The sequence below is a fragment of the Pseudomonas sp. SJZ131 genome (assembly GCF_007828705.1).
GTDB lineage: Bacteria > Pseudomonadota > Gammaproteobacteria > Pseudomonadales > Pseudomonadaceae > Aquipseudomonas > Aquipseudomonas prosekii.
The window spans coordinates 368880-392886 of sequence record NZ_VIVC01000001.1 but is presented as its reverse complement, the minus strand read 5'-3'; the positions used below and the strand labels follow the sequence as shown (position 1 = coordinate 392886).

The following is a 24007-nucleotide window of genomic DNA, read 5'->3' as shown; positions in this document are numbered from 1 at the left end:
CATGAACAGCACGCTTATCCAGACAGACCGTTTCACTTTGAGTGAAACCGAGCGCTCGGCCATCGAGCACGAGCTGCATCACTACGAAGACCCGCGCGCGGCGTCGATCGAAGCCCTGAAGATCGTCCAGAAGGAACGCGGCTGGGTGCCGGATGGCGCCCTGTACGCGATCGGCGAGATCCTTGGCATCCCGGCCAGCGACGTTGAAGGCGTGGCGACGTTCTATAGCCAGATCTTCCGTCAGCCGGTCGGCCGCCACATCATTCGCGTCTGCGACAGCATGGTCTGCTACATCGGCGGCCACGAGTCGGTGGTCAGCGAAATCCAGAGCAATCTGGGGATCGGCCTGGGTCAGACCACCGCCGACGGTCGCTTCACCCTGCTGCCGGTTTGCTGCCTCGGCAACTGCGACAAGGCGCCGGCGTTGATGATCGACGACGACACATTCGGTGACGTGCAGCCTGCTGGCGTCGCCCAATTGCTCGAGGGCTACGTATGACCCTGACTTCCTTCGGTCCTGCCAACCGCATCAAGCGTTCGGCCGAGACTCACCCGCTGACCTGGCGTCTGCGCGACGACGGCGAGGCCGTGTGGCTCGACGAATACCAGGCCAAGAACGGTTACGCCGCTGCGCGCAAAGCCTTCGCCGACATGGCCCAGGACGACATCGTCCAGACCGTGAAAGACGCTGGCCTCAAAGGTCGCGGCGGTGCAGGCTTCCCCACTGGCGTGAAGTGGGGCCTGATGCCCAAAGACGAATCCATCAACATCCGCTACCTGCTGTGCAACGCGGATGAAATGGAGCCGAACACCTGGAAAGACCGCATGCTGATGGAGCAACTGCCCCATCTGCTGATCGAAGGCATGCTGATCAGTGCTCGCGCGCTGAAAACCTACCGTGGCTACATCTTCCTGCGCGGCGAATACACCACCGCCGCCAAGCACCTGAACCGTGCCGTGGAAGAAGCCAAGGCTGCAGGCCTGCTGGGTAAAAACATCCTAGGCAGCGGCTTCGATTTCGAACTGTTTGTCCACACCGGCGCCGGGCGTTACATCTGCGGTGAAGAAACCGCACTGATCAACTCCCTCGAAGGCCGCCGCGCCAACCCGCGCTCCAAGCCGCCCTTCCCTGCCGCCGTTGGCGTGTGGGGCAAGCCGACTTGCGTGAACAACGTTGAAACCCTGTGCAACGTGCCGGCGATCATTGCCGACGGCGTCGACTGGTACAAATCGTTGGCGCGTGAAGGTAGTGAAGACATGGGCACCAAGCTCATGGGCTTCTCCGGCAAGGTCAAGAACCCGGGCCTGTGGGAATTGCCATTCGGCGTCACCGGTCGCGAGTTGTTCGAAGACTACGCCGGCGGCATGCGCGACGGCTTCAAGCTCAAGTGCTGGCAGCCCGGCGGCGCCGGTACCGGTTTCCTGTTGCCGGAACACCTCGACGCACAAATGTACGCCGGCGGCATCGCCAAAGTGGGCACCCGTATGGGTACCGGCCTGGCCATGGCGGTGGACGACAGCGTCAACATGGTCTCGTTGCTGCGCAACATGGAAGAGTTCTTCTCCCGTGAATCCTGCGGTTTCTGCACCCCATGCCGTGACGGTTTGCCGTGGAGCGTCAAGCTGCTGCGTGCAATCGAAAACGGTGAAGGACAGGCCGGCGATATCGAGACCCTGCTGGGTCTGGTCGGTTTCCTCGGCCCGGGCAAGACCTTCTGTGCTCACGCACCGGGCGCCGTGGAGCCGTTGGGCAGCGCAATCAAATACTTCCGTTCAGAGTTCGAAGCCGGCATCGCGCCCACCAGCGCCGCCGTCCCGCCTCTGGCAAGGCCGATCGTAGTCGGCGCGTAAACGCTTAAAAAACGAAGGGTCCGTGCCCTTCGTTTTCTCGTGTGATGACGCCGCAAGCGGCTGTGTTGATTCACGCGAATAACAAGATTCCATTAGCCACGCCCGCTGACACCGGGCCAACGAAGACCTTTGAACCATGGCCACTATCCACGTAGACGGCAAAGAGCTCGAAGTCGATGGGGCAGACAACCTGTTACAGGCATGTCTGTCGCTAGGCCTCGATATCCCTTATTTCTGCTGGCACCCAGCCCTTGGCAGCGTTGGCGCTTGCCGCCAGTGCGCGGTCAAGCAGTACACCGACGCCAACGACACCCGTGGTCGGATCGTCATGTCCTGCATGACACCCGCCACCGACGGCAGCTGGATCTCCATCGAAGACGAAGAAGCGAAAGTGTTTCGCGCCAGCGTCGTCGAATGGCTGATGACCAACCACCCTCACGACTGCCCGGTCTGTGAAGAAGGCGGTCACTGCCACCTGCAAGACATGACGGTAATGACCGGCCACAACGAGCGCCGTTACCGCTTCACCAAGCGCACTCACCAGAATCAGCAACTGGGCCCGTTCATTTCCCACGAAATGAACCGCTGCATCGCTTGCTACCGCTGCGTGCGTTTCTATAAGGATTACGCCGGCGGCACCGACCTCGGTGTATTCGGCGCCCACGACAACGTGTACTTCGGTCGCGTTGAAGACGGCACCCTCGAAAGCGAGTTCTCCGGCAACCTCACCGAGGTCTGCCCGACCGGTGTGTTCACCGACAAGACTCACTCCGAGCGTTACAACCGCAAGTGGGACATGCAGTTCTCGCCGAGCATCTGCCATGGCTGCTCCAGCGGTTGCAACATCTCGCCGGGCGAGCGCTACGGTGAACTGCGTCGGATCGAAAACCGCTTCAACGGTTCGGTCAACCAGTACTTCCTGTGCGACCGTGGCCGTTTCGGCTATGGCTACGTCAACCGCGAAGACCGCCCGCGTCAGCCACTGCTGGCCAACGGCGCCAAGCTGAGCCTCGACGAAGCGCTGGATAAAGCCGCTGACCTGCTGCGTGGTCGCAACATCGTCGGTATCGGTTCGCCGCGCGCCAGCCTCGAAAGCAACTATGCGTTGCGCGAACTGGTCGGCGCCGAGCACTTCTACTCCGGCATCGAAGCCGCCGAGCTGGAACGCATTCGCCTGGTCCTGCAAGTCCTGAACGACAGCCCGCTGCCGGTTCCGAACATGCGCGACATCGAAGACCACGACGCGATCTTCGTCCTCGGCGAAGACCTGACCCAGACTGCTGCGCGCATGGCTTTGTCGTTGCGCCAATCGGTCAAGGGCAAGGCTGAAGACATGGCCGACGCGATGCGCGTCCAGCCGTGGCTCGACGCTGCGGTGAAAAACATCGGCCAGCACGAGCTGAACCCGCTGTTCATCGCCAGCCTCGCTGAAACCAAGCTCGACGACATCGCCGAAGAATGCGTGCACGCCGCGCCGGACGACCTGGCTCGCATCGGTTTCGCCGTGGCTCACGCCCTCGACGCCAGTGCGCCAGCGGTTGAAGGCCTGGACACTGAAGCCCTCGACCTGGCCCAGCGCATTGCCGACGCCCTGCTCGCGGCCAAGCGTCCGCTGATCATTGCCGGTACTTCGCTGGGTTCCAAAGCACTGATCGAAGCGACGGCGAACATCGCCAAAGCCTTGAAGCTGCGCGACAAGAACGGTTCGATCAGCCTGATCGTGCCAGAGGCCAACAGCCTCGGCCTGGCCATGCTCGGTGGCGATTCGGTCGACGACGCGCTACAAGCCGTGATCGATGGCCGCGCCGACGCCCTCGTCGTGCTCGAAAACGATCTGTACACGCGCACTGACAAAGCCTTGGTCGATGCCGCGCTGAACGCTGCGAAAGTGCTGATCGTCGCCGACCATCAGAAGACCGCCACCAGTGATCGCGCGCACCTGGTTCTGCCAGCCGCAAGCTTCGCTGAAGGTGACGGCACGCTGGTCAGCCAGGAAGGTCGCGCCCAGCGCTTCTTCCAGGTCTTCGATCCGAAATACATGGACGCGAGCATTCTGGTGCACGAAGGCTGGCGCTGGCTGCATGCCCTGCGCGCGACCCTGCTGGACCAGCCAATCGACTGGACCCAACTGGACCACGTCACCGCCGCCGTCGCTGCGAGCCGGCCACAACTGGCGCGCATCGTCGATGCCGCTCCGTCCGCCGCGTTCCGCATCAAAGGCATGAAACTGGCGCGCGAACCGCTGCGTTACTCCGGGCGTACCGCCATGCGCGCTGACATCAGCGTGCACGAACCGCGTACTCCGCAGGACAACGACACCGCGTTCAACTTCTCGATGGAAGGTTACTCGGGCTCGGCCGAACCCCGTCAGCAAGTACCATTCGCCTGGTCGCCGGGCTGGAACTCGCCGCAAGCCTGGAACAAGTTCCAGGACGAAGTCGGTGGTCACATCCGCGCTGGCGATCCGGGCACCCGCCTGATCGAAAGCACCGGTGATTCGCTGAACTGGTTCGCCAGTGCGCCGCGCGCGTTCAACCCGGCGCCGGGAACCTGGCAAGTGGTGCCGTTCTTCCACCTGCTCGGCAGCGAAGAGAACTCGGCGAAAGCCGCACCGGTTCAGGAACGCATTCCAACACCTTACGTTGCTTTGGCCAAATCCGAAGCCGATCGCCTTGGCGTCAATGACGGTGCCCTGCTCAGCTTCAATGTTGCCGGCCAGACCCTGCGTCTGCCGCTGCGCATCAACGAAGAACTCGGTGCCGGCCTGGTGGCCTTGCCGGCAGGTATCGCCGGCATTCCAGCGGCGATCTTTGGCAAAACCGTTGACGGTCTGCAGGAGGCAGCTCAATGACCTGGTTCACGCCTGAAGTGATTGACGTGATCATCGCGGTCCTCAAGGCCATCGTGATTCTGCTCGCCGTGGTGGTGTGCGGCGCGCTGCTGAGCTGGGTCGAGCGTCGTTTGCTCGCCCTCTGGCAGGATCGTTACGGTCCGAACCGCGTCGGCCCGTTCGGCGCGTTCCAGATCGCCGCCGACATGATCAAGATGTTCTTCAAGGAAGACTGGACCCCGCAGTTCGCCGACAAGATGATCTTCACCCTGGCACCAGTAGTCGCCATGAGCGCCCTGCTGATTGCCTTCGCGATCATCCCGATCACCCCGACCTGGGGCGTCGCGGACATCAACATCGGCATCCTGTTCTTCTTCGCCATGGCCGGTCTTTCGGTGTACGCGGTGTTGTTCGCCGGTTGGTCGAGCAACAACAAGTTCGCCCTGCTCGGCAGCTTGCGGGCCTCGGCACAAACCGTGTCGTACGAAGTGTTCATGGGCCTGTCGCTGATGGGCATCGTGATTCAGGTCGGCTCGTTCAACATGCGCGACATCGTTGAATATCAAGCGCAGAACCTGTGGTTCATCATTCCGCAGATCTTCGGGTTCCTGACCTTCTTCATCGCTGGCGTCGCCGTGACTCACCGTCACCCGTTCGACCAGCCGGAAGCGGAACAGGAACTGGCTGACGGTTACCACATTGAATATGCCGGCATGAAATGGGGCATGTTCTTCGTTGGCGAGTACATCGGCATCGTGTTGATTTCGGCGTTGCTGGTGACCTTGTTCTTCGGTGGCTGGCACGGCCCGTTTGGCATTCTGCCGCAGATCCCGTTCATCTGGTTCGCGCTGAAAACCGCGTTCTTCATCATGATTTTCATCCTGTTGCGCGCCTCGATTCCGCGCCCACGGTATGACCAAGTGATGGATTTCAGCTGGAAGTTCTGCCTGCCGCTGACCCTCGTCAACATGCTGGTGACCGCTGCGATCGTGTTGCTCAACACGCCCGCCGTCGCGGCTCAGTGAGGATAGAGAATCATGAAGTACATATTTGACATCGTGCATGGCTTCTTCACCCAGCTTCGCAGCCTGGTGATGATCTTCGGCCATGCCTTCCGCAAGCGCGACACGCTGCAGTACCCGGAAGAGCAGGTCTACCTGCCGCCGCGCTACCGTGGCCGGATCGTCCTGACCCGCGACCCGGATGGCGAAGAGCGTTGTGTAGCCTGCAACCTGTGCGCCGTGGCTTGCCCGGTCGGTTGCATTTCGCTGCAGAAAGCCGAAACCGAAGATGGTCGCTGGTACCCGGACTTCTTCCGCATCAACTTCTCGCGCTGCATCTTTTGCGGCCTCTGCGAGGAAGCCTGCCCGACCACCGCGATCCAGCTGACACCGGATTTCGAGATGGCCGAGTTCAAACGTCAGGACCTGGTTTACGAGAAAGAAGATCTGCTGATCTCCGGCCCCGGCAAAAACCCTGATTACAACTTCTATCGTGTTGCAGGTATGGCGATTGCCGGGAAGCCGAAAGGCGCCGCGCAGAATGAAGCCGAACCGATCAACGTGAAGAGCTTGCTGCCTTAAGGAAGAAAGATGGAATTCGCTTTCTATTTCGCATCGGGTATCGCTGTGGTGTCCACGCTTCGCGTGATCACCAACACCAACCCTGTGCACGCCCTGCTCTACCTGATCATTTCGCTGATTGCCGTGGCGATGACGTTTTTCGCCCTCGGCGCACCGTTTGCCGGTGTGCTGGAAGTGATCGCCTACGCTGGCGCCATCATGGTGCTGTTCGTATTCGTGGTAATGATGCTGAACCTTGGCCCGGCCTCGGTTCAGCAGGAACGCGTGTGGCTCAAGCCCGGCATTTGGATCGGCCCGGTAGTGCTCGGCGCGCTGCTGCTGGCGGAACTGCTGTACGTATTGTTCAGCGATGCCAGCGGTCAGGCCATCGGCCACACCACCGTAGACGCGAAAGCCGTGGGCATCAGCCTGTTCGGCCCGTACCTGTTGGTGGTCGAACTCGCCTCGATGTTGCTGCTTGCCGCAGCGGTCACGGCGTTCCACTTGGGCCGTAACGAAGCCAAGGAGCAATGACGATGCCTGCTATCCCTCTGGAGCATGGTCTGGCGGTCGCCGGCATCCTGTTCTGCCTCGGTCTGGTCGGCCTGATGGTCCGGCGCAACATTCTTTTCGTGCTGATGAGCCTGGAGGTGATGATGAATGCCTCCGCGTTGGCGTTCATCGTTGCCGGTGCCCGTTGGGGTCAGCCGGATGGACAGATCATGTTCATCCTGGTGATCAGCCTCGCGGCCGCCGAGGCCAGTATTGGCCTGGCGATTCTGTTGCAGCTGTATCGCCGCTTCCACACTCTCGATATCGACGCTGCCAGCGAGATGCGCGGATGAATCTTCTCTATCTGACTTTCGTATTCCCTCTCATCGGTTTCCTGCTGCTGTCGTTCTCACGCGGCCGCTTCTCGGAAAACCTTTCGGCGCTGATTGGCGTCGGTTCCATCGGCCTGTCGGCGATCGTCACCGCTTACGTGATCTGGCAATTCAACGTCGCCCCGCCAGAAGGCGGTCACTACACCCAGGTGTTGTGGCAGTGGATGGCGGTTGAAGGCTTCACGCCGAACTTCGCGCTGTATCTGGATGGCCTGTCGGTGACCATGCTTGGCGTGGTGGTCGGCGTCGGTTTCCTGATTCACCTGTTCGCGTCCTGGTACATGCGCGGTGAAGACGGCTACTCGCGCTTCTTCGCGTACACCAACCTGTTTATCGCCAGCATGCTGTTCCTGATCCTCGGCGATAACCTGTTGTTCCTGTACTTCGGCTGGGAAGGCGTGGGCCTGTGCTCGTACCTGTTGATCGGTTTCTACTACAGCAACCGCAACAACGGTAACGCTGCACTCAAAGCCTTTATCGTCACCCGCATCGGCGATGTGTTCATGGCCATCGGCCTGTTCATTCTGTTCCAGCAACTGGGCACGCTGAACGTCCAGGAACTGCTGGTGCTGGCGCCGCAGAAATTCCAGGTCGGCGACTTCTGGATTGTCCTGGCGACGCTGATGCTGCTGGGCGGCGCTGTCGGTAAATCCGCGCAACTGCCGCTGCAAACCTGGCTGGCGGACGCGATGGCCGGTCCGACCCCGGTTTCGGCACTGATCCACGCCGCAACCATGGTGACCGCTGGCGTTTACCTGATCGCCCGTACCCACGGTCTGTTTGCCTTGGCGCCGGACATCCTGCACCTCGTCGGCATCGTTGGCGGCGTGACCCTGGTGCTGGCCGGTTTTGCCGCACTGGTGCAAACCGACATCAAACGTATCCTCGCCTACTCGACCATGAGCCAGATCGGCTACATGTTCCTGGCGCTGGGCGTGGGTGCCTGGGATGGCGCGATTTTCCACCTGATGACTCACGCGTTCTTCAAGGCGCTGCTGTTCCTTGCTTCCGGTGCGGTGATCGTTGCCTGCCACCACGAGCAGAACATCTTCAAGATGGGCGGCCTGTGGAAGAAACTGCCACTGGCCTATGCCAGCTTCATCGTCGGCGGCGCGGCTCTGTCGGCCCTGCCACTGGTGACTGCAGGCTTCTACTCCAAGGACGAAATCCTCTGGGAAGCGTTCGCCAGCGGCAACCACGCTCTGCTTTACGCAGGTCTGGTCGGCGCGTTCATGACTTCGCTGTACACCTTCCGTTTGATCTTCATCGCGTTCCACGGTGAAGCGAAGACCGAAGCGCACGCCGGTCATGGCATCGCCCACTGGTTGCCACTGTCGGTGCTGATCGTGCTGTCGACTTTCGTCGGCGCGATGATCGTGCCACCGCTGCACGGCGTGTTGCCGCAAAGCGTCGGCCATGCCGGCGGCGAAGCCAAGCACAGTCTGGAAATCGCTTCGGGCGCTATCGCTCTGGCGGGTATCCTGCTGGCCGCGCTGCTGTTCCTCGGCAAGCGTCGTTTCGTCACTGCAATCGCCAACAGCGGCATCGGCCGCTTCCTTTCGGCCTGGTGGTTCGCTGCCTGGGGCTTCGACTGGATCTACGACAAACTGTTCGTCAAGCCATACCTTGCGATCAGCCACGTACTGCGCAAAGACCCGCTCGATCAGACCATCGGTTTGATCCCACGGATGGCCAAGGGTGGTCACACCGCCCTCAGCCGTACCGAAACCGGTCAACTGCGCTGGTACGCGGCATCGATGGCAGCCGGCTCCGTGCTGGTCATCGGCGCCATCGTGCTGGTAGCGGTCTGAATATGAACCTTGCGAACTTGCGAAAGGAATTGAGCCCGTCATGATTCTGCCTTGGCTAATCCTGATCCCCTTCATCGGCGGCCTGCTGTGCTGGATGGGTGAGCGCTTCGGCGCTACCCTCCCGCGCTGGATTGCGCTGTTGACCATGACCCTGGAACTCGCACTCGGCCTCTGGCTGTGGGCCCACGGTGATTATTCATTTGCTCCGGCGCCTGGCGCCGATCCAACCTGGGCGCTTGAGTTCAAGCACATCTGGATCGAGCGCTTCGGCATCAGCGTGCACCTGGCGCTCGATGGCCTGTCGCTGCTGATGATCCTGCTGACCGGTCTGCTGGGTATCCTCTCGGTACTCTGCTCGTGGAAAGAGATCCAGCGTCACGTCGGTTTCTTCCACTTGAACCTGATGTGGATCCTGGGCGGTGTCGTCGGCGTGTTCCTCGCCCTCGACCTGTTCATGTTCTTCTTCTTCTGGGAAATGATGCTGGTGCCGATGTACTTCCTCATCGCGCTCTGGGGTCACAGTTCTTCGGACGGCAAGAAAACCCGGATCTACGCGGCGACCAAGTTCTTCATCTTCACCCAGGCCTCCGGCCTGATCATGTTGGTGGCGATCCTCGGTCTGGTGCTGGTCAACTTCAACAGCACCGGCGTGATCACCTTCAACTACGCCGACCTGCTGAAAACCAAGATGTCGCTCACCACCGAGTACATCCTGATGCTCGGCTTCTTTATCGCGTTCGCGGTGAAGCTGCCGGTCGTGCCGTTCCACTCCTGGTTGCCTGATGCTCACGCCCAGGCGCCAACCGCTGGTTCGGTCGACCTCGCCGGTATCTTGCTGAAAACCGCTGCCTACGGCCTGCTGCGTTTTGCCCTGCCGCTGTTTCCGAATGCCTCGGCCGAGTTTGCGCCGATCGCCATGACCCTCGGTCTGATCGGGATCTTCTACGGCGCGTTCCTCGCATTCGCGCAAACCGACATCAAACGTCTGATTGCCTTCTCGTCCGTTTCCCACATGGGTTTCGTACTGATCGGCATCTACTCCGGCAGCCAACTGGCGCTGCAGGGCGCGGTGATGCAGATGCTGGCGCACGGTGTTTCCGCCGCCGCACTGTTTATCCTCAGCGGTCAGTTGTACGAGCGCACCCACACCCGCGACATGCGTCAGATGGGTGGCTTGTGGTCGAAGATCGCTTACCTGCCGGCCATCAGCCTGTTCTTCGCGGCCGCGTCCCTGGGCTTGCCGGGCACGGGTAACTTTGTCGGTGAGTTCCTGATCCTGCTCGGCACTTTCGCCGCAGCGCCATGGATTACCGCGATTGCAACGTCCGGCCTGGTGTTCGGTTCGGTCTACTCGCTGATCATGATTCACCGTGCCTACTTCGGCCCGTCCAAGTCGGACGCGGTGTTGCATGGCATGGATGCTCGCGAACTGATCATGGTGGTCGGTCTGGCGGTACTGCTGATCTACATCGGCGTGTACCCGCAGCCGTTCCTCGACACTTCTGCAGCGACGATGCATGGCGTGCAGCAGTGGCTCGGTACCGCCTTCACTCAACTCGCTTCGGCCCGGTAAGAGCGCTATGGAATTCACGACTCAACACTTTATCGCGCTCGCGCCGTTGTTGATCACCACCGCCACGATCATCGTGGTGATGCTGGCCATCGCGTGGCGTCGCAACCACTCGCAGACCTTCCTGATTTCCGTGGCGGGTTTGAACCTGGCATTGCTGTCGATCCTGCCAGCCTTGAAAGTCGCGCCTCTGGCCGTGACCCCGTTGCTGCAAATCGATAGCTTCGCTTGTCTTTATATGGCGCTGATCCTGGTCGCCATCCTCGCGTGTGTCACCCTCGCCCACGCCTACCTCGGCGATGGCGGTTCGGGTTACCCGGGCAACCGTGAAGAACTTTACCTGCTGATCCTGATGTCGGCCCTTGGCGGTCTGGTATTGGTCAGCGCGCAACACCTGGCCGGGTTGTTCATTGGTCTGGAACTGTTGTCGGTGCCGGTCTACGGTCTGGTGGCGTATGCGTTCTTCAACAAGCGTTCGCTGGAAGCCGGCATCAAATACATGGTGCTGTCGGCCGCCGGTTCTGCGTTTCTGTTGTTCGGCATGGCGCTGTTGTATGCCGACTCCGGCAGCCTGAGCTTCGTCGGTATCGGTCAAGCCCTCGCGACCACCGGCCTGCCAAGCTCGCTGGCGCAAATGGGCCTGGGCATGATGTTGATCGGTCTGGCGTTCAAGCTGTCGCTGGTACCGTTCCACCTCTGGACTCCGGACGTTTACGAAGGTGCTCCGGCGCCGGTTGCAGCGTTCCTCGCGACGGCTTCCAAAGTGGCGGTGTTTGCGGTGATGGTGCGGTTGTTCCAGATCTCGCCAGCGGCAAGCAGCGGTGTCCTCAGCGACGTGCTGACCGTCATCGCCATCGCGTCGATCCTGTTCGGTAACCTGCTGGCGCTGACCCAAAGCAACCTCAAGCGTCTGCTCGGTTACTCGTCCATCGCCCACTTCGGTTACCTGCTGATCGCCCTGGTGGCGAGCAAAGGCCTGGCCGTGGAAGCCATCGGCGTGTACCTGGTCACCTACGTGATCACCAGCCTCGGCGCGTTCGGCGTGATCACGCTGATGTCCTCGCCGTACAACGGCCGTGACGCCGACGCTCTGTACGAATACCGCGGCCTGTTCTGGCGCCGTCCGTACCTGACCGCCGTGCTGACCGTGATGATGCTGTCGCTGGCCGGTATCCCGCTGACCGCTGGCTTCATCGGCAAGTTCTACATCATCGCCACCGGCGTCGAGTCGCACCAATGGTGGCTGGTCGGTTCGCTGGTGTTGGGCAGCGCCATCGGCGTCTTCTACTACCTGCGCGTGATGGTGACTCTGTACCTGATCGAGCCAAACCTGCGTCGCCACGACGCCCAACTGCACTGGGAACAAAAGGCTGGCGGCGTGATGCTGCTGGCCATCGCCGCCCTGGCGTTCTTCCTCGGTCTGTATCCGCAACCGTTGCTGGTACTGGTGCAACAGGCAGTGTTGGCAGGTTGATGGTTTAGCGGTAGAAGCAGCAAACAGAAACGGCACCCTCGGGTGCCGTTTTTGCGTCTGGATATCAGGAAGTCACCACTCCTCGCTCATTTGCAGAATTCCCCCGCAGGCACTGCCGCCTCGTCCTACATCCTTTTCGCGATCCGCAACCTACCGTAATGACTTGACCGAATTGGCCGGAACAGATGCCTTGACCAATTCGATTCTTGTGATAGAAATATACGCAGGTAACGTACAGAACATGGATGCTCTCTTTATCGAATTACCCGTATTTGCAAAACACCGCAGCGACTACCTGGACGATGACCTTTTCGGGTTGTTTCAACAGGAGCTGCTGAAAAACCCCGAAGCTGGAGACCTTATTGAAGGCACCGGAGGTCTGCGCAAGATTCGCGTTATCGATCAACGACGAAACAAAGGCAAGCGTGGCGGGTTGAGAGTGATTTATTACTGGTGGTCCGGCTTCAACCAATTCTGGCTGTTTACCTTGTATGGCAAAAACGAGCAGGACGATCTGACGTCATCCCAGAAACAACTGCTCAAACAAATGCTGCATCGAGAAATCAACGCGAGAATAAACGATGAAACGTGAGATCTTTTCCGAGCTGGTAGAGGGCTTCGACGCCTTGGCCGATGAGCGCCAAGGCAAAATCACACTGCGCACCCACAAAGTGAAGCTGGCCAAACTTGCCCCCATCACGGCAGAAGAGGTCGTAGCTGTACGTCAGCAACTGAACCTGTCCCGTCCGGTGTTTGCCATGTACCTGCGCACCAACACCCGCACCCTGGAAAACTGGGAACAGGGCCGAGCCCAGCCGAATGCGCAGGCAACTACCCTGATCCGCCTGGTCGAGCGCTTTCCGGAAACGGTCGAGCAATTGGCGGCCTTGACCTGATAGCGGCGCCAAGACTCGCGAAGACGACAGATTCTGCGGCCCCAGCGTTGCGCCTGACTTCAATGCAAGCGTGCAATTCAAGAGAAGAGTTGCTCTCACAAAGGCTTTGATCACATCTGACACAAAGCAGAAACGGCACCTACTGGTGCCTTTTTTGAGATTGTGGGATTTATTACCGCCAATCACGCACACCTCCCAATCACCGAAAGCTCCGGCTGGATTTACCGCTTCGTCCTACAGCCAGAAATACGCCATCCGCTTTATCGTGATCGACGGTTAATAGGCTGCGCAGCACGTGAGGAGAAACTTTGTGAGCAATAACGATGTAGGGGCAACCTACGAAAAAATGTATCTGCATGAAGAGGAAATAAAAAACAGTCTTGCGATTAAAACCCAAGTGATTTTTACAGCCATATTCGCCCTCGTTTCGACAACCATTTATCTTGCTCGCTTTTTAGATTTCTCATCCAGACCCGACATTGCTTTAGCCATTTCATTAATGATCATTCTGGTCGTAACAAGCGCGATGATTTCAACGTATTTCAACTTCAAAGCTTTCAGTGGCTCAGAATTCAAACGAATGCCGTATGCCGCAAAGGTCAAAGATTATTACGACGAACAAATTCAATACAACATTGAGCTCGATCGCTATAACGCCAAGGTTACTCAGCATGAAAGAGTGTCTTTGATTGATCCAACCAAAGAGACTGAAAACTTTATATCGAACACTTACGTTTCGTGCTCGACGCATAACGCGCTGACCAATGAAAAGCGTTCAAGATGGGTTTTCCAGGCTACTGTGGCCTTCTTGTCGGCCTGCATTCCTCTCGCATTCGCCAGCCTTCTTTTTGTGCTCTTTGACATGGATACATCTTCTCCCAGAAAAAATTTTGCAATTAAGGATGCCTATGTAGGCGGGGAAATCGCGTCATTAAAGGACCATCTACTAAATACTTCCAAGAATGACGGTATGGCAGATCTGGAGAGCAGGATCCAAATTATTGAGAGGATGCTCTTTGGAACATCACCAGCTGATCCAAACCTTATTAACAACATTAATATCGCAAGCAAAAATCTGAAGGAATCGCACTGACTGTTTCATCCTCAAAAATAATGTACGATGAGCCCCACGGCGGCTCCAGCAGGAATAAAGAATGAAACCCAACGACGGTCAATCCAAACCAAACGACTCTATCAAGCCCACACCGCCGAAGAGGCCGTCGGAGCCGGTTGTACGGCGAGTCGTGAACGAGAAAGTTATCAATAGCAGAGAGATAGCGTTAGAGATTCGCTGACGTCCTCCTTACGCACTTGCTTTCAGCAGCAGGACATAACAAAAACGGCACCTCCCGGTGCCGTTCGCCTTTCAAGATCCAACCCGCTTACTTGCGTGCATCTGCCCACGATTTCAGCAGTTCGGTGTAGCTCACGGTTTCCCCTTTTGGCTTCTCATTCGCCAATTTAGGTTTCGGTGCGCCCGGCTGATCAAACCAGTACTGCGCGTCGCGTTCCGGGTTCATTTTTGGTCCGCAGACCGGTTGCACTTTGGAGCGTTCGAGGCGCGCCATGATTGCGTCCTGATCCTTGGCCAGGCCGTCGAGCGCCTGTTGCGGGGTTTTCTCGCCGCTGGCGGCTTCGGCGATGTGGCTCCACCAGAGTTGGGCCAACCGAGGATAATCCGGCACGTTGGTCCCGGTCGGGGTCCATTGCACGCGGGCCGGGCTGCGGTAGAACTCGACCAGACCACCGAGTTTCGGTGCGAGGTCGGTCATCGCTTGCGAGTTGATGTCGGATTCGCGGATCGGTGTCAGGCCGACGATGGTTTTCTTCAGCGAGACGGTTTTCGAGGTCACGAACTGCGCGTACAGCCACGCGGCAAGTTTTTGTTTTTCAGGCGTGGACTTGAGGAATGTCCAGGAACCCACATCCTGATAACCGAGTTTCATGCCCTCTTCCCAATACGGGCCACGCGGCGACGGTGCCATGCGCCACTTCGGCGTGCCATCGGCGTTCATGACCGGCAGGCCAGCCTTGGTCATGTCGGCGGTGAACGCGGTGTACCAGAAGATTTGTTGGGCGATGTTGCCTTGCGATGGCACTGGACCGGATTCGGAGAATGTCATGCCCGCCGCTTCCGGTGGCGCGTAGGCTTTCATCCAATCGACGTATTTTTGCGTAGCGAACACAGCCGCCGGGCCGTTGGTGTCGCCGCCGCGGGTGACGCTGGAACCGACCGGGTGGCAGTCCTCGACGCGAATCCCCCACTCGTCCACCGGCAAGCCGTTGGGCAAACCTTTGTCGCCGCCACCGGCCATGGAGAACCAGGCATCGGTGAAGCGCCAGCCCAGCGACGGGTCTTTCTTGCCGTAGTCCATGTGCCCGTAGACACGTTTGCCGTCGATTTCCTTGACGTCTTCGCTGAAGAATTTGGCGATGTCTTCATAGGCGGACCAGTTCACCGGGACGCCCAATTCGTAACCGTACTTTTCCTTGAACTTGGCTTTGAGGTCCGCTCGCTCAAACCAGTCGGCGCGGAACCAATACAGGTTGGCGAACTGCTGGTCGGGCAGCTGATAGATCTTGCCGTCCGGCGCGGTGGTGAAGGAAATCCCGATAAAGTCCTTGAGGTCCAGCGTTGGCGAGGTGTAGGCCTTGCCTTCGTTGGCCATCAGATCGGTGATCGATTCAGTCTTGCCATAGCGAAAATGCGTGCCGATCAGGTCCGAGTCGTTGACCCAGCCGTCATAAATGCTCTTGTCCGATTGCATCTGGGTTTGCAGCTTTTCCACCACGTCGCCTTCTTGCAGCAAGTCGTGGGTCAACTTGATCCCGGTGATTTCGGAAAACGCCTTGGCCAGCACTTTCGACTCATATTCGTGGGTGGTCAGGGTTTCCGAAACCACTTTGATGTTCATCCCGCGAAACGGCTCGGCCGCTTTGATGAACCACTTCAATTCCTCGAGCTGCTGATCGGCCGTGAGGGTGGACGGCTTGAATTCGCTGCCGATCCACTTTTTCGCCGCGTCTTCGTAGGCATCCGCCCAGGCAGATGCGCTCAAACCGCTGAGTGCCAGCATGGCTGCCAATGAAATGCTATGTCGCAGCTTATTGTTTTTGTCGAACATAGAGACCTCCTGTTGAGTTTTTGGGAGCAACTTTGCCGAGCGATTCGACTAGCCCCAACGCATCACAGCCAACAGCCACACCAGGGACAACGCGGACGCGACCCAGATGCTCCAGTCGGTGACGCCGATTACCAGCAAATGCAGGTAGGCGCTGCCGAGAAGACCGATAAACAAGCGATCGCCACGGGTGGTGGCAATCGGCAATAAACCCCGCCGAAGAATGCTCGGCGAACGCAATTCCCACGTCGTCATGCCGACCAGGATCAGGCCGATGACGATGAAAAACGCTGCGGTCGGAACCGTCCAACTCATCCATTCCATCATCAGCTCCTCAGACCCGACCGAGGGCAAAGCCCTTGGCCACGTGGTTGCGAACAAACCAGATCACCAGCATGCCCGGGAGGATGGTCAACACCCCCGCCGCTGCCAGCACGCCCCAATCGATGCCGGACGCCGAAACCGTGCGGGTCATTACCGCCGCGATCGGCTTGGCGTTGACCGAAGTCAGCGTGCGCGCCAGAAGCAATTCGACCCAGGAAAACATGAAGCAGAAGAACGCCGTGACGCCGATCCCCGAGCCTATCAAAGGGATGAAAATCTTCACGAAGAACTTCGGAAAACTATAGCCATCAATGTAGGCCGTTTCGTCGATTTCCTTGGGAACACCGGACATGAAGCCTTCGAGAATCCACACCGCCAGCGGCACGTTGAACAGGCAATGCGCGAGTGCCACAGCGATGTGCGTGTCGAACAGCCCAATCGACGAATAGAGCTGGAAGAACGGCAGCAGAAATACTGCCGGCGGCGCCATGCGGTTGGTCAGCAGCCAGAAGAACAGGTGTTTGTCACCGAGAAAGCGGTAACGCGAAAACGCATATGCCGCCGGCAGCGCCACGCTCAGCGAGATCACCGTGTTCAGGCTCACGTAATACAGCGAGTTGAGGTAACCGGTGTACCAACTCGGGTCAGTGAAGATCACCTTGTAGTTCGCCAGGGTGAAATCCTGTGGGAAAAGGGTCAAACCGCCGAGGATTTCGGTGTTGCTCTTGAAGGACATGTTCAGCAGCCAGTAGATCGGCACCAGCAGGAACAGGATGTAGATCAGCAATGGGATGAGCTTTCTTTTACTCATGGCAGACCTCAGCGGTTGGCGTCGGAGTGAGTCATGGCCGTGTAGAACAGCCAGGACACCAACAGAATGATCAGGAAGTACACCAGCGAGAAAGCCGCCGCCGGACCGAGGTCGAATTGCCCTACAGCCATTTGCGTCAACGTCTGACTCAAGAAGGTCGTGGCATTCCCCGGTCCGCCGCCCGTCAGCACAAACGGCTCGGTGTAAATCATGAAGCTGTCCATGAAGCGCAACATCACCGCGATCAGCAGCACGCTTTTGAGTTTGGGCAACTGGATGTGTCGGAACACTGCCCAGGACGATGCGCGATCAATCCGCGCGGCTTGGTAATACACATCGGGAATCGCCCGTAATCCGGAGAAACACAACAGCGCCACCAAAGAGGTCCAGTGCCACACGTCCATCACCAACACCGTGACCCAGGCGTCCATTGTGTTCGATGCATAGTTGTAGTTGATGCCCATCGCGTTGAGGCTCGAACCAAGCAAACCGATGTCGGCGCGGCCGAAAATCTGCCAGATCGTGCCGACCACGTTCCAAGGAATCAGCAGCGGAATCGCGAGGATGATCAGCACCAGCGACGACCAGCGGCCCTTGGTCGGCATGGTCAGCGCGATGGCGATGCCGAGCGGGATTTCGATCAGCAGCACACACGCCGAATAGATGAACTGGCGCAGCAGCGAGTCGTGCAAACGTGGGTCGAGCAGCACTTGCTTGTACCAGTCGGCGCCGACGAAGTAGCGGCTGGACTGGTCGAAGATGTCCTGCACCGAGTAATTGACCACGGTCATCATCGGGATCACCGCGCTGAACGCCACCAGCAAAAACACCGGCAACACCAGCCACCAGGCCTTGTTGTTCTGCACCTTGTTCATGGCTGCGCTCCGTTATTTGCCTGCACGGGCAACAGATATTCATCGGCGTAGACCATCAGCCATTGCGCCGGAAAACTGATATACGCCGTGCCTTCCGGCACCGGTTTGTCTTCGGCCAACCGCACTTTCAACGGTGCGCCGTCGAGGTTGAGGGTCATGATTTTGTAGGTGCCAAGGTCTTCGACGTGTACGACGTTTGCCTGCATCGCGTCGTCAAACGGCTCGTCCCAGACATGCACGAATTCGGGACGGATTCCGACCTTGAGGGTTTGCCATTGCTTGTCGGCGATTTGCTGCTGCATCGCTTCGGGCAGCGGCAAGTGCGTCGAGGCAAAACCGACGCCACCCGGTTGCGGCTGCACGTCGATCAGGTTCATCCCCGGGCTGCCGATGAAATAGCCGACAAACGTGTGACTCGGCCGCTCGAACAACTCGCGCGGCGTGCCGAATTGCACAATCTGGCCGCCATACATCACGGCGATTTTGTCGGCGAACGTCGAGGCTTCAAGTTGATCGTGGGTGACGTAGACCATGGTGATGTTGAACTGCTCGTGAATCTGCTTGAGCTTGCGCCGCAGCTTCCACTTCAGGTGCGGGTCGATCACCGTCAGCGGTTCGTCGAAGAGGATCGCCGAAACGTCGTCGCGCACCAGTCCTCGGCCCATCGAGACTTTCTGTTTTTCATCGGCGGTGAGGTTGCGCGCCTTTTTGCTCAGCAGTGCCTGCAGGTCGAGGACCTCGGCAATTTCCTGCACCTTGCTGTGCACTTTCGCCTCGTTCATGCCCTGATTTCGCAGGGGGAACGCCAGATTGTCGAACACCGTCATGGTGTCGTAGACCACCGGAAACTGGAAAACCTGGGCGATGTTGCGCTTCTCCGGGGTCAGCTCGTTGACCTCTTTGCCGTCAAACAGCACTTGGCCTTGCGAGGGGCTGAGCAACCCGGAAATGATGTTGAGCAACGTCGATTTGCCGCAACCCGACGGCCCGAGCAACGCGTAGGCACCGCCCTGCTCCCAGATGTGGTTCATCTCGCGGATCGCGTAATCCTCGGGGCCGCTCGGCGTGCGGGTGTAGCTGTGGGCGAGGTTTTGCAAACGAATTTCGGCCATCAGGCAACCCTCGCGATACGGCGACCGGGCGCCTGGACCAGCCGGCCCTGCATATCGAAGACAAACAGTTTGTGCGTCGGGATGTAGATGCGAATCGGCGCATCGACGTCGTATTCGTGCACGCCCGGCAAGTGCAGCACCAACAGAAAATGTTCGTTGCGCACGTGCAGGAAGGTTTCCGAACCGCTGATCTCGGCGACTTCGACGGTGACCGCCAACTCGAGGTCATCGTCGTTGCTCGGCACCAGCGAAATGTGGCTCGGGCGCACGCCAAAACGGAATTCGCCTTCACCCACCGGGCGCAGATCGACGTTCAGCGGGAAGTGCACAAAATTGGCGAAACTCACTTCGTTGCCAGCGATGCGTCCCGGCATCAGGTTGATCGGCGGCTCGGAAAACAGCTCTGCGGCCAATACGGTTTGTGGCTGGTGATACACCTCGGAGGACTTGCCGCTCTGGATCACCCGGCCTTCGTGAAGAATCGTCGTGGTGCCGCCCAGCGCCAACGCTTCGTTGGGCTCGGTGGTGGCGTAGATCGCGATGGTGTGCCGCGCCTTGAACAGCTCGCGCATTTCCTGGCGCAGCTCTTCGCGCAGTTTGTAGTCGAGGTTGACCAGCGGTTCGTCGAACAGGATCAGTTCAGCGTCCTTGACCAGCGCCCGCGCCATGGCCGTGCGCTGTTGCTGACCACCGGAAAGCTCCAGCGGATAGCGCTTGAGGAATTTCTCGATGCGCAGCATTTTCGCGGTTTCGAGCACTTTGCTCTGGATCAGTTCGTTGGACGCCCCGCCCTGGCGCAGCGGCGAAGCGATGTTCTCGAACACCGTCATGGTCGGGTAGTTGATGAACTGCTGATAAACCATCGAGACGTTGCGCAAACGCACCGGGCGTTGCGTGACATCGACACCGTTCATCAGGATGCGGCCGCTGTCAGGCTTGTCGAGGCCGGCCATCAGACGCATGAGGCTGGTTTTGCCGGACAGCGTGCGCCCGAGCAAAACGTTGAATGATCCGGGTTCGAAAACCAGGCACGCATCGTCGATCCAGGTCTGGCCCTCGACGGTACGGCTGACGTGCTCCAGGGTGAGTGACATGGCTCGGCCTTTTTTATTATTTGGAGTCAAGCGACCGAAACGATAGAGCGACATTCGTGCCAGAAAATGCAAGTGCTTGATGCGCTTCGTAAATCCGTGAAATGAGCGTGAACGGCGTTCGTTGCTGAACAGAAATGAACAATCGCGGCTGAACAATTGAACAGTTGGGCGGTTGACAATGAACAATAGTGAACAACACTCTACGAACGCATTTTGACCCTGTAGGAGCATGGCTTGCCCGCGATGGCGTTATCGAGATCGCCATCGCGGGCAAGCCTTGCTCCCACAGAATAATGTGGCGCCTCGAACGTTGTGTAACACCCATAAAAACAATAAAAGCTTTGCTCAGAGATCGACTGCCATGGCCGTACCCGCCTCGCCGCTCTCCCACGACGCCATCATTCAGGACTCCTGGTCGCGCTGCCGTGCGTTCGGCCTCGATCACCACAGCGCCCCGACCTTCGACCAGCTACCCGCCGCCGGCATCGCGCAATTGCTCGAGAGCCAGCATTCGCTGGTGCAGACCACGCATCAGGAAGTGCTGCCGTATTACGAAAATATCCTCAGCAACTCCAATTGCCTGATCATGCTCGCCGACAATCAGGGCCAAGTGCTCACGTCCTGGGGCACCCAGCGCTTTATCGAGCCGAGCCTGACCCGCGGTTTCAGCGCCGGCGCCAGTTGGATCGAGCGTTGCAGCGGCACCAATGCGATCGGCACCGCCCTCGCCTGCGAGCAAGCCGTGCACATCGAGCACGACGAACATTTTCTGAAAGCCAACCGTTTCATGACCGGTTCCGCCGCGCCGATTTTCGATGCCGAGCGCAAAGTCATCGCGGTGCTCGACGTGTCCAGCGACAGCTACCTGCCGCCGTCGCACACGCTGGGCATGGTCAAAATGATGAGCCAGACCGTGGAGAATCGGCTGATTCTCAACCTGTTCCATGGCCAGCATTTTCAACTGACCTTCAACACCGGGCTAAACAACCTCGACAGCCAATGGGCCGGTTTGCTGATCTTTGACGAGGCCGGGCAAGTGCTTTCGGCCAATCGCCGGGCCGATAATCTGCTGGGCATCAGCCTGTCGCGGGTCAGCGTCGAGAGCCTGTTCAAGGTGTCATTACTGGAATTGCTCAACCAACCGGAGGGCTTGCCGTTTGCGTTGCAAGCGTCCGGGCGCAACCGTTTTCAGTGTTTGTTGAAGCGGCCGAAACAGGTGCCGATTCAAGCGAGAGTGTTCGCTGAACCGACGGTTTCGCCCCCCGCCACCATCAGCCTGAGCACCCTGCACTTCGGTGACAGCCGCGTCGAAAAAGCCGTGCGCCAGGCCGAGCGTTTGCTGGAGAAAGACATTCCGCTGCTGATCCACGGCGAGACCGGGGTCGGCAAGGAAGTGTTTGTCAAAGCGCTGCACCAGGCCAGCTCGCGCAGCAAACAACCGTTCATTGCGGTGAACTGTGCAGCGATCCCCGCCGAACTGGTGGAATCCGAGCTGTTTGGTTACGAGAAAGGCGCGTTCACCGGTGCCAATCAAAAGGGCAGCATCGGCCTGATCCGCAAGGCTGACAAAGGCACGCTGTTCCTCGATGAAATCGGCGACATGCCGCTGCCGACACAGGCCCGACTGTTGAGGGTGTTGCAGGAGCGCTGCGTGCAACCGGTGGGCAGCAGCGAGTTGTTTGCGGTGGATATCCGGATTATTTCGGCGACCAACCGCTCGTTGCGCGAACAGGTGCAGTTGGGGCGTTTTCGCGAGGATTTGTATTACCGGATTGGCGGGCTGACGCTGGAGCTGCCGCCATTACGCGAGCGCAGTGATAAAGAAGCCTTGTTCAAACGCCTGTGGGAACAGCACCGCGAACCGGCGCAATGGGCCGGGTTGAGCCGCGAGGTAATGGCGTTGTTCAGCCGTCATCCGTGGCCGGGGAATTTGCGTCAGGTCAGCAGCGTGATGCAGGTCGCGTTGGCCATGGCTGAGGAGCAACCGGTGAAACCTGAGCATTTGCCGGATGATTTTTTTGTCGATCTGGAGATGGAACCGGTAGAGACGCCGGAGCCGTTGGCGGTGGATTTGAATGATGCCGAGGATTTGAATCGGCTGTTGCAGGCGGCTGGGGGGAATATTTCGCATCTGGCCCGCAGATTGGGCGTTAGCCGCAACACTTTGTACAAGCGCTTGCGCCAGACGGAGTGACCGGGCGTCGGCACTGTTTGCGCTCGACTGCAGACCATTCGCGGGCAAGCCTCGCTCCTACAGGGCCGAGTCGTACGCCATCTTGCGAACGACACAAAACTGTAGGAGCGAGGCTTGCCCGGGAAGGCGTCAGCCCTGTCACCACCGGACTTGGAACCTGCACATAAACAAAAACCCGCACAAGGCGGGTTTTGCTTGTAATGAGTGCAGAAATCAGTCAGCCAGGCGCCAGGTCGTGCCGCCCTTGCCGTCTTCCAGCACCACGCCCATGGCGGTGAGCTGCTCGCGGATGCGGTCGGATTCGGCCCAGTCCTTGTTGGCGCGAGCGGCCAGACGCGCAGCAATCAGCGCATCCACTTCAGCTGCATCGACCCGCCCTTCAGCGCCAGCCTGCAAGAAGTCATCGGCTTCAAGCTGCAACACGCCGAGCACGCTGGCCAGTTCCTTCAAACGCGCCGCCAGACCGGCCGCCGCGTTCAGATCGCTCTCGCGCAGACGGTTGATCTCGCGGACCATCTCGAACAGCACCGCGCAGGCTTCCGGCGTGCCGAAGTCGTCGTTCATCACCTGAGTGAAGCGCTCGACAAACCCTTCGCCGCCCGCCGGAGCGACACTCGGCAGGCCTTTCAACGCATGGTAGAAACGCTCGAGTGCGCCTTTGGCGTCCTTGAGGTTGTCTTCCGAATAGTTGATCGCGCTGCGGTAATGGCTCGACACCAGCAAGTAACGCACGACTTCCGGGTGGTACTTTTCCAGCACGTCGCGAATGGTGAAGAAGTTGTTCAACGACTTCGACATCTTCTCGCCGTTGATCCGAATCATCCCGCAATGCATCCACGCGTTGGCGTAGGTCTTGCCGGTGGCCGCTTCGCTTTGGGCGATTTCGTTTTCGTGGTGCGGGAACTCGAGGTCGCTGCCGCCGCCATGAATATCGAACGTCTCGCCGAGGCAGCAGGTCGACATCACCGAGCATTCGATGTGCCAGCCCGGACGCCCGTCGCCCCACGGCGAAGGCCAGCTCGGCTCGCCCGGTTTGGTGGCTTTCCACAATACAAAGTCCAGCGGGTCCTGTTTCGACTCGTCGACTTCGATCCGCGCGCCGATGCGCAGGTCTTCGATCTTCTTGCGCGACAGCTTGCCGTAGCCCATGAACTTGGCGACGCGGTAATACACGTCGCCATTGTTCGCGGCATAGGCGTAACCCTTGTCGATCAAAGTCTGGATCATGCTGAGCATGCCCGGAATATGATCGGTGGCACGCGGCTCCATGTCCGGCTTCTTGATGTTCAGGCGCGCTTCGTCTTCGTGCATCGCCGCGATCATGCGCTCGGTCAAGGCCTCGAACGACTCGCCGTTCTCGTTGGCCCGATTGATGATCTTGTCGTCAATGTCGGTGATGTTGCGCACATACGTCAGGTTGTAACCGCTGAAGCGCAACCAGCGGGTCACCAGGTCGAACGCGACCATGCTGCGGCCGTGGCCCAAGTGGCAGTAGTCGTAAACGGTCATCCCGCAGACGTACATGCGCACATTGTTGCCATCCAGCGGTTTGAAAACTTCTTTGCTCTTGGTGAGCGTGTTGTAGATCGTCAGCACT

Annotated in this window: 21 protein-coding genes; 14 read left to right on the top strand and 7 right to left on the bottom strand. The window is 59.0% G+C overall.

Features of this window, described 5'->3' with window-relative positions; all coding sequences use genetic code 11:
* Nucleotide 1 precedes the first annotated feature (1 nt).
* The 13 genes from nuoE to FBY12_RS01460 all read left to right on the top strand — a co-directional run bounded on the left by nuoE (nt 2) and on the right by FBY12_RS01460 (nt 13971).
* A complete protein-coding gene (gene nuoE / locus FBY12_RS01520) occupies nt 2–499 on the top strand; it encodes an NADH-quinone oxidoreductase subunit NuoE (RefSeq protein WP_092270083.1) in 498 nt (165 codons plus the stop codon).
* Complete coding sequence (nuoF, locus tag FBY12_RS01515) at nt 496–1851, top strand: NADH-quinone oxidoreductase subunit NuoF (protein ID WP_109501857.1); 1356 nt, start codon at nt 496–498, stop codon at nt 1849–1851. Before nuoE ends, nuoF begins: the two co-directional genes overlap by 4 nt.
* Before the next feature lie 136 nt (nt 1852–1987).
* Nucleotides 1988–4702, top strand: a complete 2715-nt coding sequence (gene nuoG, locus FBY12_RS01510) for an NADH-quinone oxidoreductase subunit NuoG (protein WP_145250418.1) — start codon at nt 1988–1990, stop codon at nt 4700–4702.
* Nucleotides 4699–5706, top strand: coding sequence for an NADH-quinone oxidoreductase subunit NuoH (nuoH, locus tag FBY12_RS01505; protein ID WP_145250415.1), 1008 nt, complete (start codon nt 4699–4701; stop codon nt 5704–5706). The genes nuoG and nuoH overlap by 4 nt, the downstream gene beginning before the upstream one ends.
* A 12-nt stretch (nt 5707–5718) precedes the next feature.
* Nucleotides 5719–6264 carry an NADH-quinone oxidoreductase subunit NuoI gene (nuoI, locus tag FBY12_RS01500; protein WP_178076584.1) on the top strand — a complete coding sequence of 182 codons (546 nt, stop codon included), beginning with the start codon at nt 5719–5721 and terminating at the stop codon, nt 6262–6264.
* Between the two features lie 9 nt (nt 6265–6273).
* A complete protein-coding gene (nuoJ, locus tag FBY12_RS01495) occupies nt 6274–6777 on the top strand; it encodes an NADH-quinone oxidoreductase subunit J (protein ID WP_092270096.1) in 504 nt (167 codons plus the stop codon).
* A gap of 2 nt (nt 6778–6779) precedes the next feature.
* Nucleotides 6780–7088, top strand: a complete 309-nt coding sequence (nuoK, locus tag FBY12_RS01490) for an NADH-quinone oxidoreductase subunit NuoK (protein ID WP_003223790.1) — start codon at nt 6780–6782, stop codon at nt 7086–7088.
* Nucleotides 7085–8938: an NADH-quinone oxidoreductase subunit L gene (gene nuoL / locus FBY12_RS01485; protein ID WP_092270100.1), complete on the top strand. Its 1854-nt coding sequence runs from the start codon at nt 7085–7087 to the stop codon at nt 8936–8938. The genes nuoK and nuoL overlap by 4 nt, the downstream gene beginning before the upstream one ends.
* Before the next feature lie 40 nt (nt 8939–8978).
* Nucleotides 8979–10511 carry an NADH-quinone oxidoreductase subunit M gene (nuoM, locus tag FBY12_RS01480; protein ID WP_121733673.1) on the top strand — a complete coding sequence of 511 codons (1533 nt, stop codon included), beginning with the start codon at nt 8979–8981 and terminating at the stop codon, nt 10509–10511.
* 7 nt (nt 10512–10518) lie between these two features.
* Nucleotides 10519–11982, top strand: coding sequence for an NADH-quinone oxidoreductase subunit NuoN (gene nuoN, locus FBY12_RS01475; protein WP_145250412.1), 1464 nt, complete (start codon nt 10519–10521; stop codon nt 11980–11982).
* 241 nt (nt 11983–12223) lie between these two features.
* Nucleotides 12224–12574 (top strand): toxin, encoded by a 351-nt coding sequence (locus FBY12_RS01470; RefSeq protein ID WP_109501932.1) that lies wholly within the window; start codon nt 12224–12226, stop codon nt 12572–12574.
* Complete coding sequence (locus FBY12_RS01465) at nt 12564–12878, top strand: DNA-binding transcriptional regulator (RefSeq protein ID WP_092270111.1); 315 nt, start codon at nt 12564–12566, stop codon at nt 12876–12878. Before FBY12_RS01470 ends, FBY12_RS01465 begins: the two co-directional genes overlap by 11 nt.
* Nucleotides 12879–13188: 310 nt before the next feature.
* A complete protein-coding gene (locus tag FBY12_RS01460; RefSeq protein WP_145250409.1) occupies nt 13189–13971 on the top strand; it encodes a hypothetical protein in 783 nt (260 codons plus the stop codon).
* 289 nt (nt 13972–14260) lie between these two features.
* On the opposite strand, the gene FBY12_RS01455 is transcribed toward FBY12_RS01460, so the two are convergent.
* The 6 genes from FBY12_RS01455 to FBY12_RS01430 are packed head-to-tail and all read right to left on the bottom strand — an operon-like array spanning nt 14261 to nt 20216.
* Complete coding sequence (locus FBY12_RS01455; protein WP_101208365.1) at nt 14261–16003, bottom strand: ABC transporter substrate-binding protein; 1743 nt, start codon at nt 16001–16003, stop codon at nt 14261–14263.
* A gap of 48 nt (nt 16004–16051) precedes the next feature.
* Nucleotides 16052–16324, bottom strand: a complete 273-nt coding sequence (locus FBY12_RS01450; protein WP_027925091.1) for a DUF2160 domain-containing protein — start codon at nt 16322–16324, stop codon at nt 16052–16054.
* Between the two features lie 10 nt (nt 16325–16334).
* Nucleotides 16335–17135, bottom strand: a complete 801-nt coding sequence (locus FBY12_RS01445; protein WP_003232361.1) for a carbohydrate ABC transporter permease — start codon at nt 17133–17135, stop codon at nt 16335–16337.
* Between the two features lie 8 nt (nt 17136–17143).
* Nucleotides 17144–18010, bottom strand: coding sequence for a carbohydrate ABC transporter permease (locus FBY12_RS01440; protein WP_092270120.1), 867 nt, complete (start codon nt 18008–18010; stop codon nt 17144–17146).
* Entirely contained in the window at nt 18007–19122 is a 1116-nt protein-coding gene (locus FBY12_RS01435; protein ID WP_145250406.1) for an ABC transporter ATP-binding protein, read from the bottom strand. Before FBY12_RS01435 ends, FBY12_RS01440 begins: the two co-directional genes overlap by 4 nt.
* Nucleotides 19122–20216, bottom strand: coding sequence for an ABC transporter ATP-binding protein (locus tag FBY12_RS01430; RefSeq protein ID WP_092270126.1), 1095 nt, complete (start codon nt 20214–20216; stop codon nt 19122–19124). Before FBY12_RS01430 ends, FBY12_RS01435 begins: the two co-directional genes overlap by 1 nt.
* 361 nt (nt 20217–20577) lie before the next feature.
* Between FBY12_RS01430 and FBY12_RS01425 the strand changes: the two genes are divergently transcribed.
* Entirely contained in the window at nt 20578–22410 is a 1833-nt protein-coding gene (locus tag FBY12_RS01425; protein ID WP_145250403.1) for a sigma-54-dependent Fis family transcriptional regulator, read from the top strand.
* 213 nt (nt 22411–22623) lie between these two features.
* Here FBY12_RS01425 and cysS read toward each other — a convergent pair whose 3' ends face one another.
* A complete protein-coding gene (cysS, locus tag FBY12_RS01420) occupies nt 22624–24006 on the bottom strand; it encodes a cysteine--tRNA ligase (RefSeq protein WP_145250400.1) in 1383 nt (460 codons plus the stop codon).
* Nucleotide 24007 lies beyond the last annotated feature (1 nt).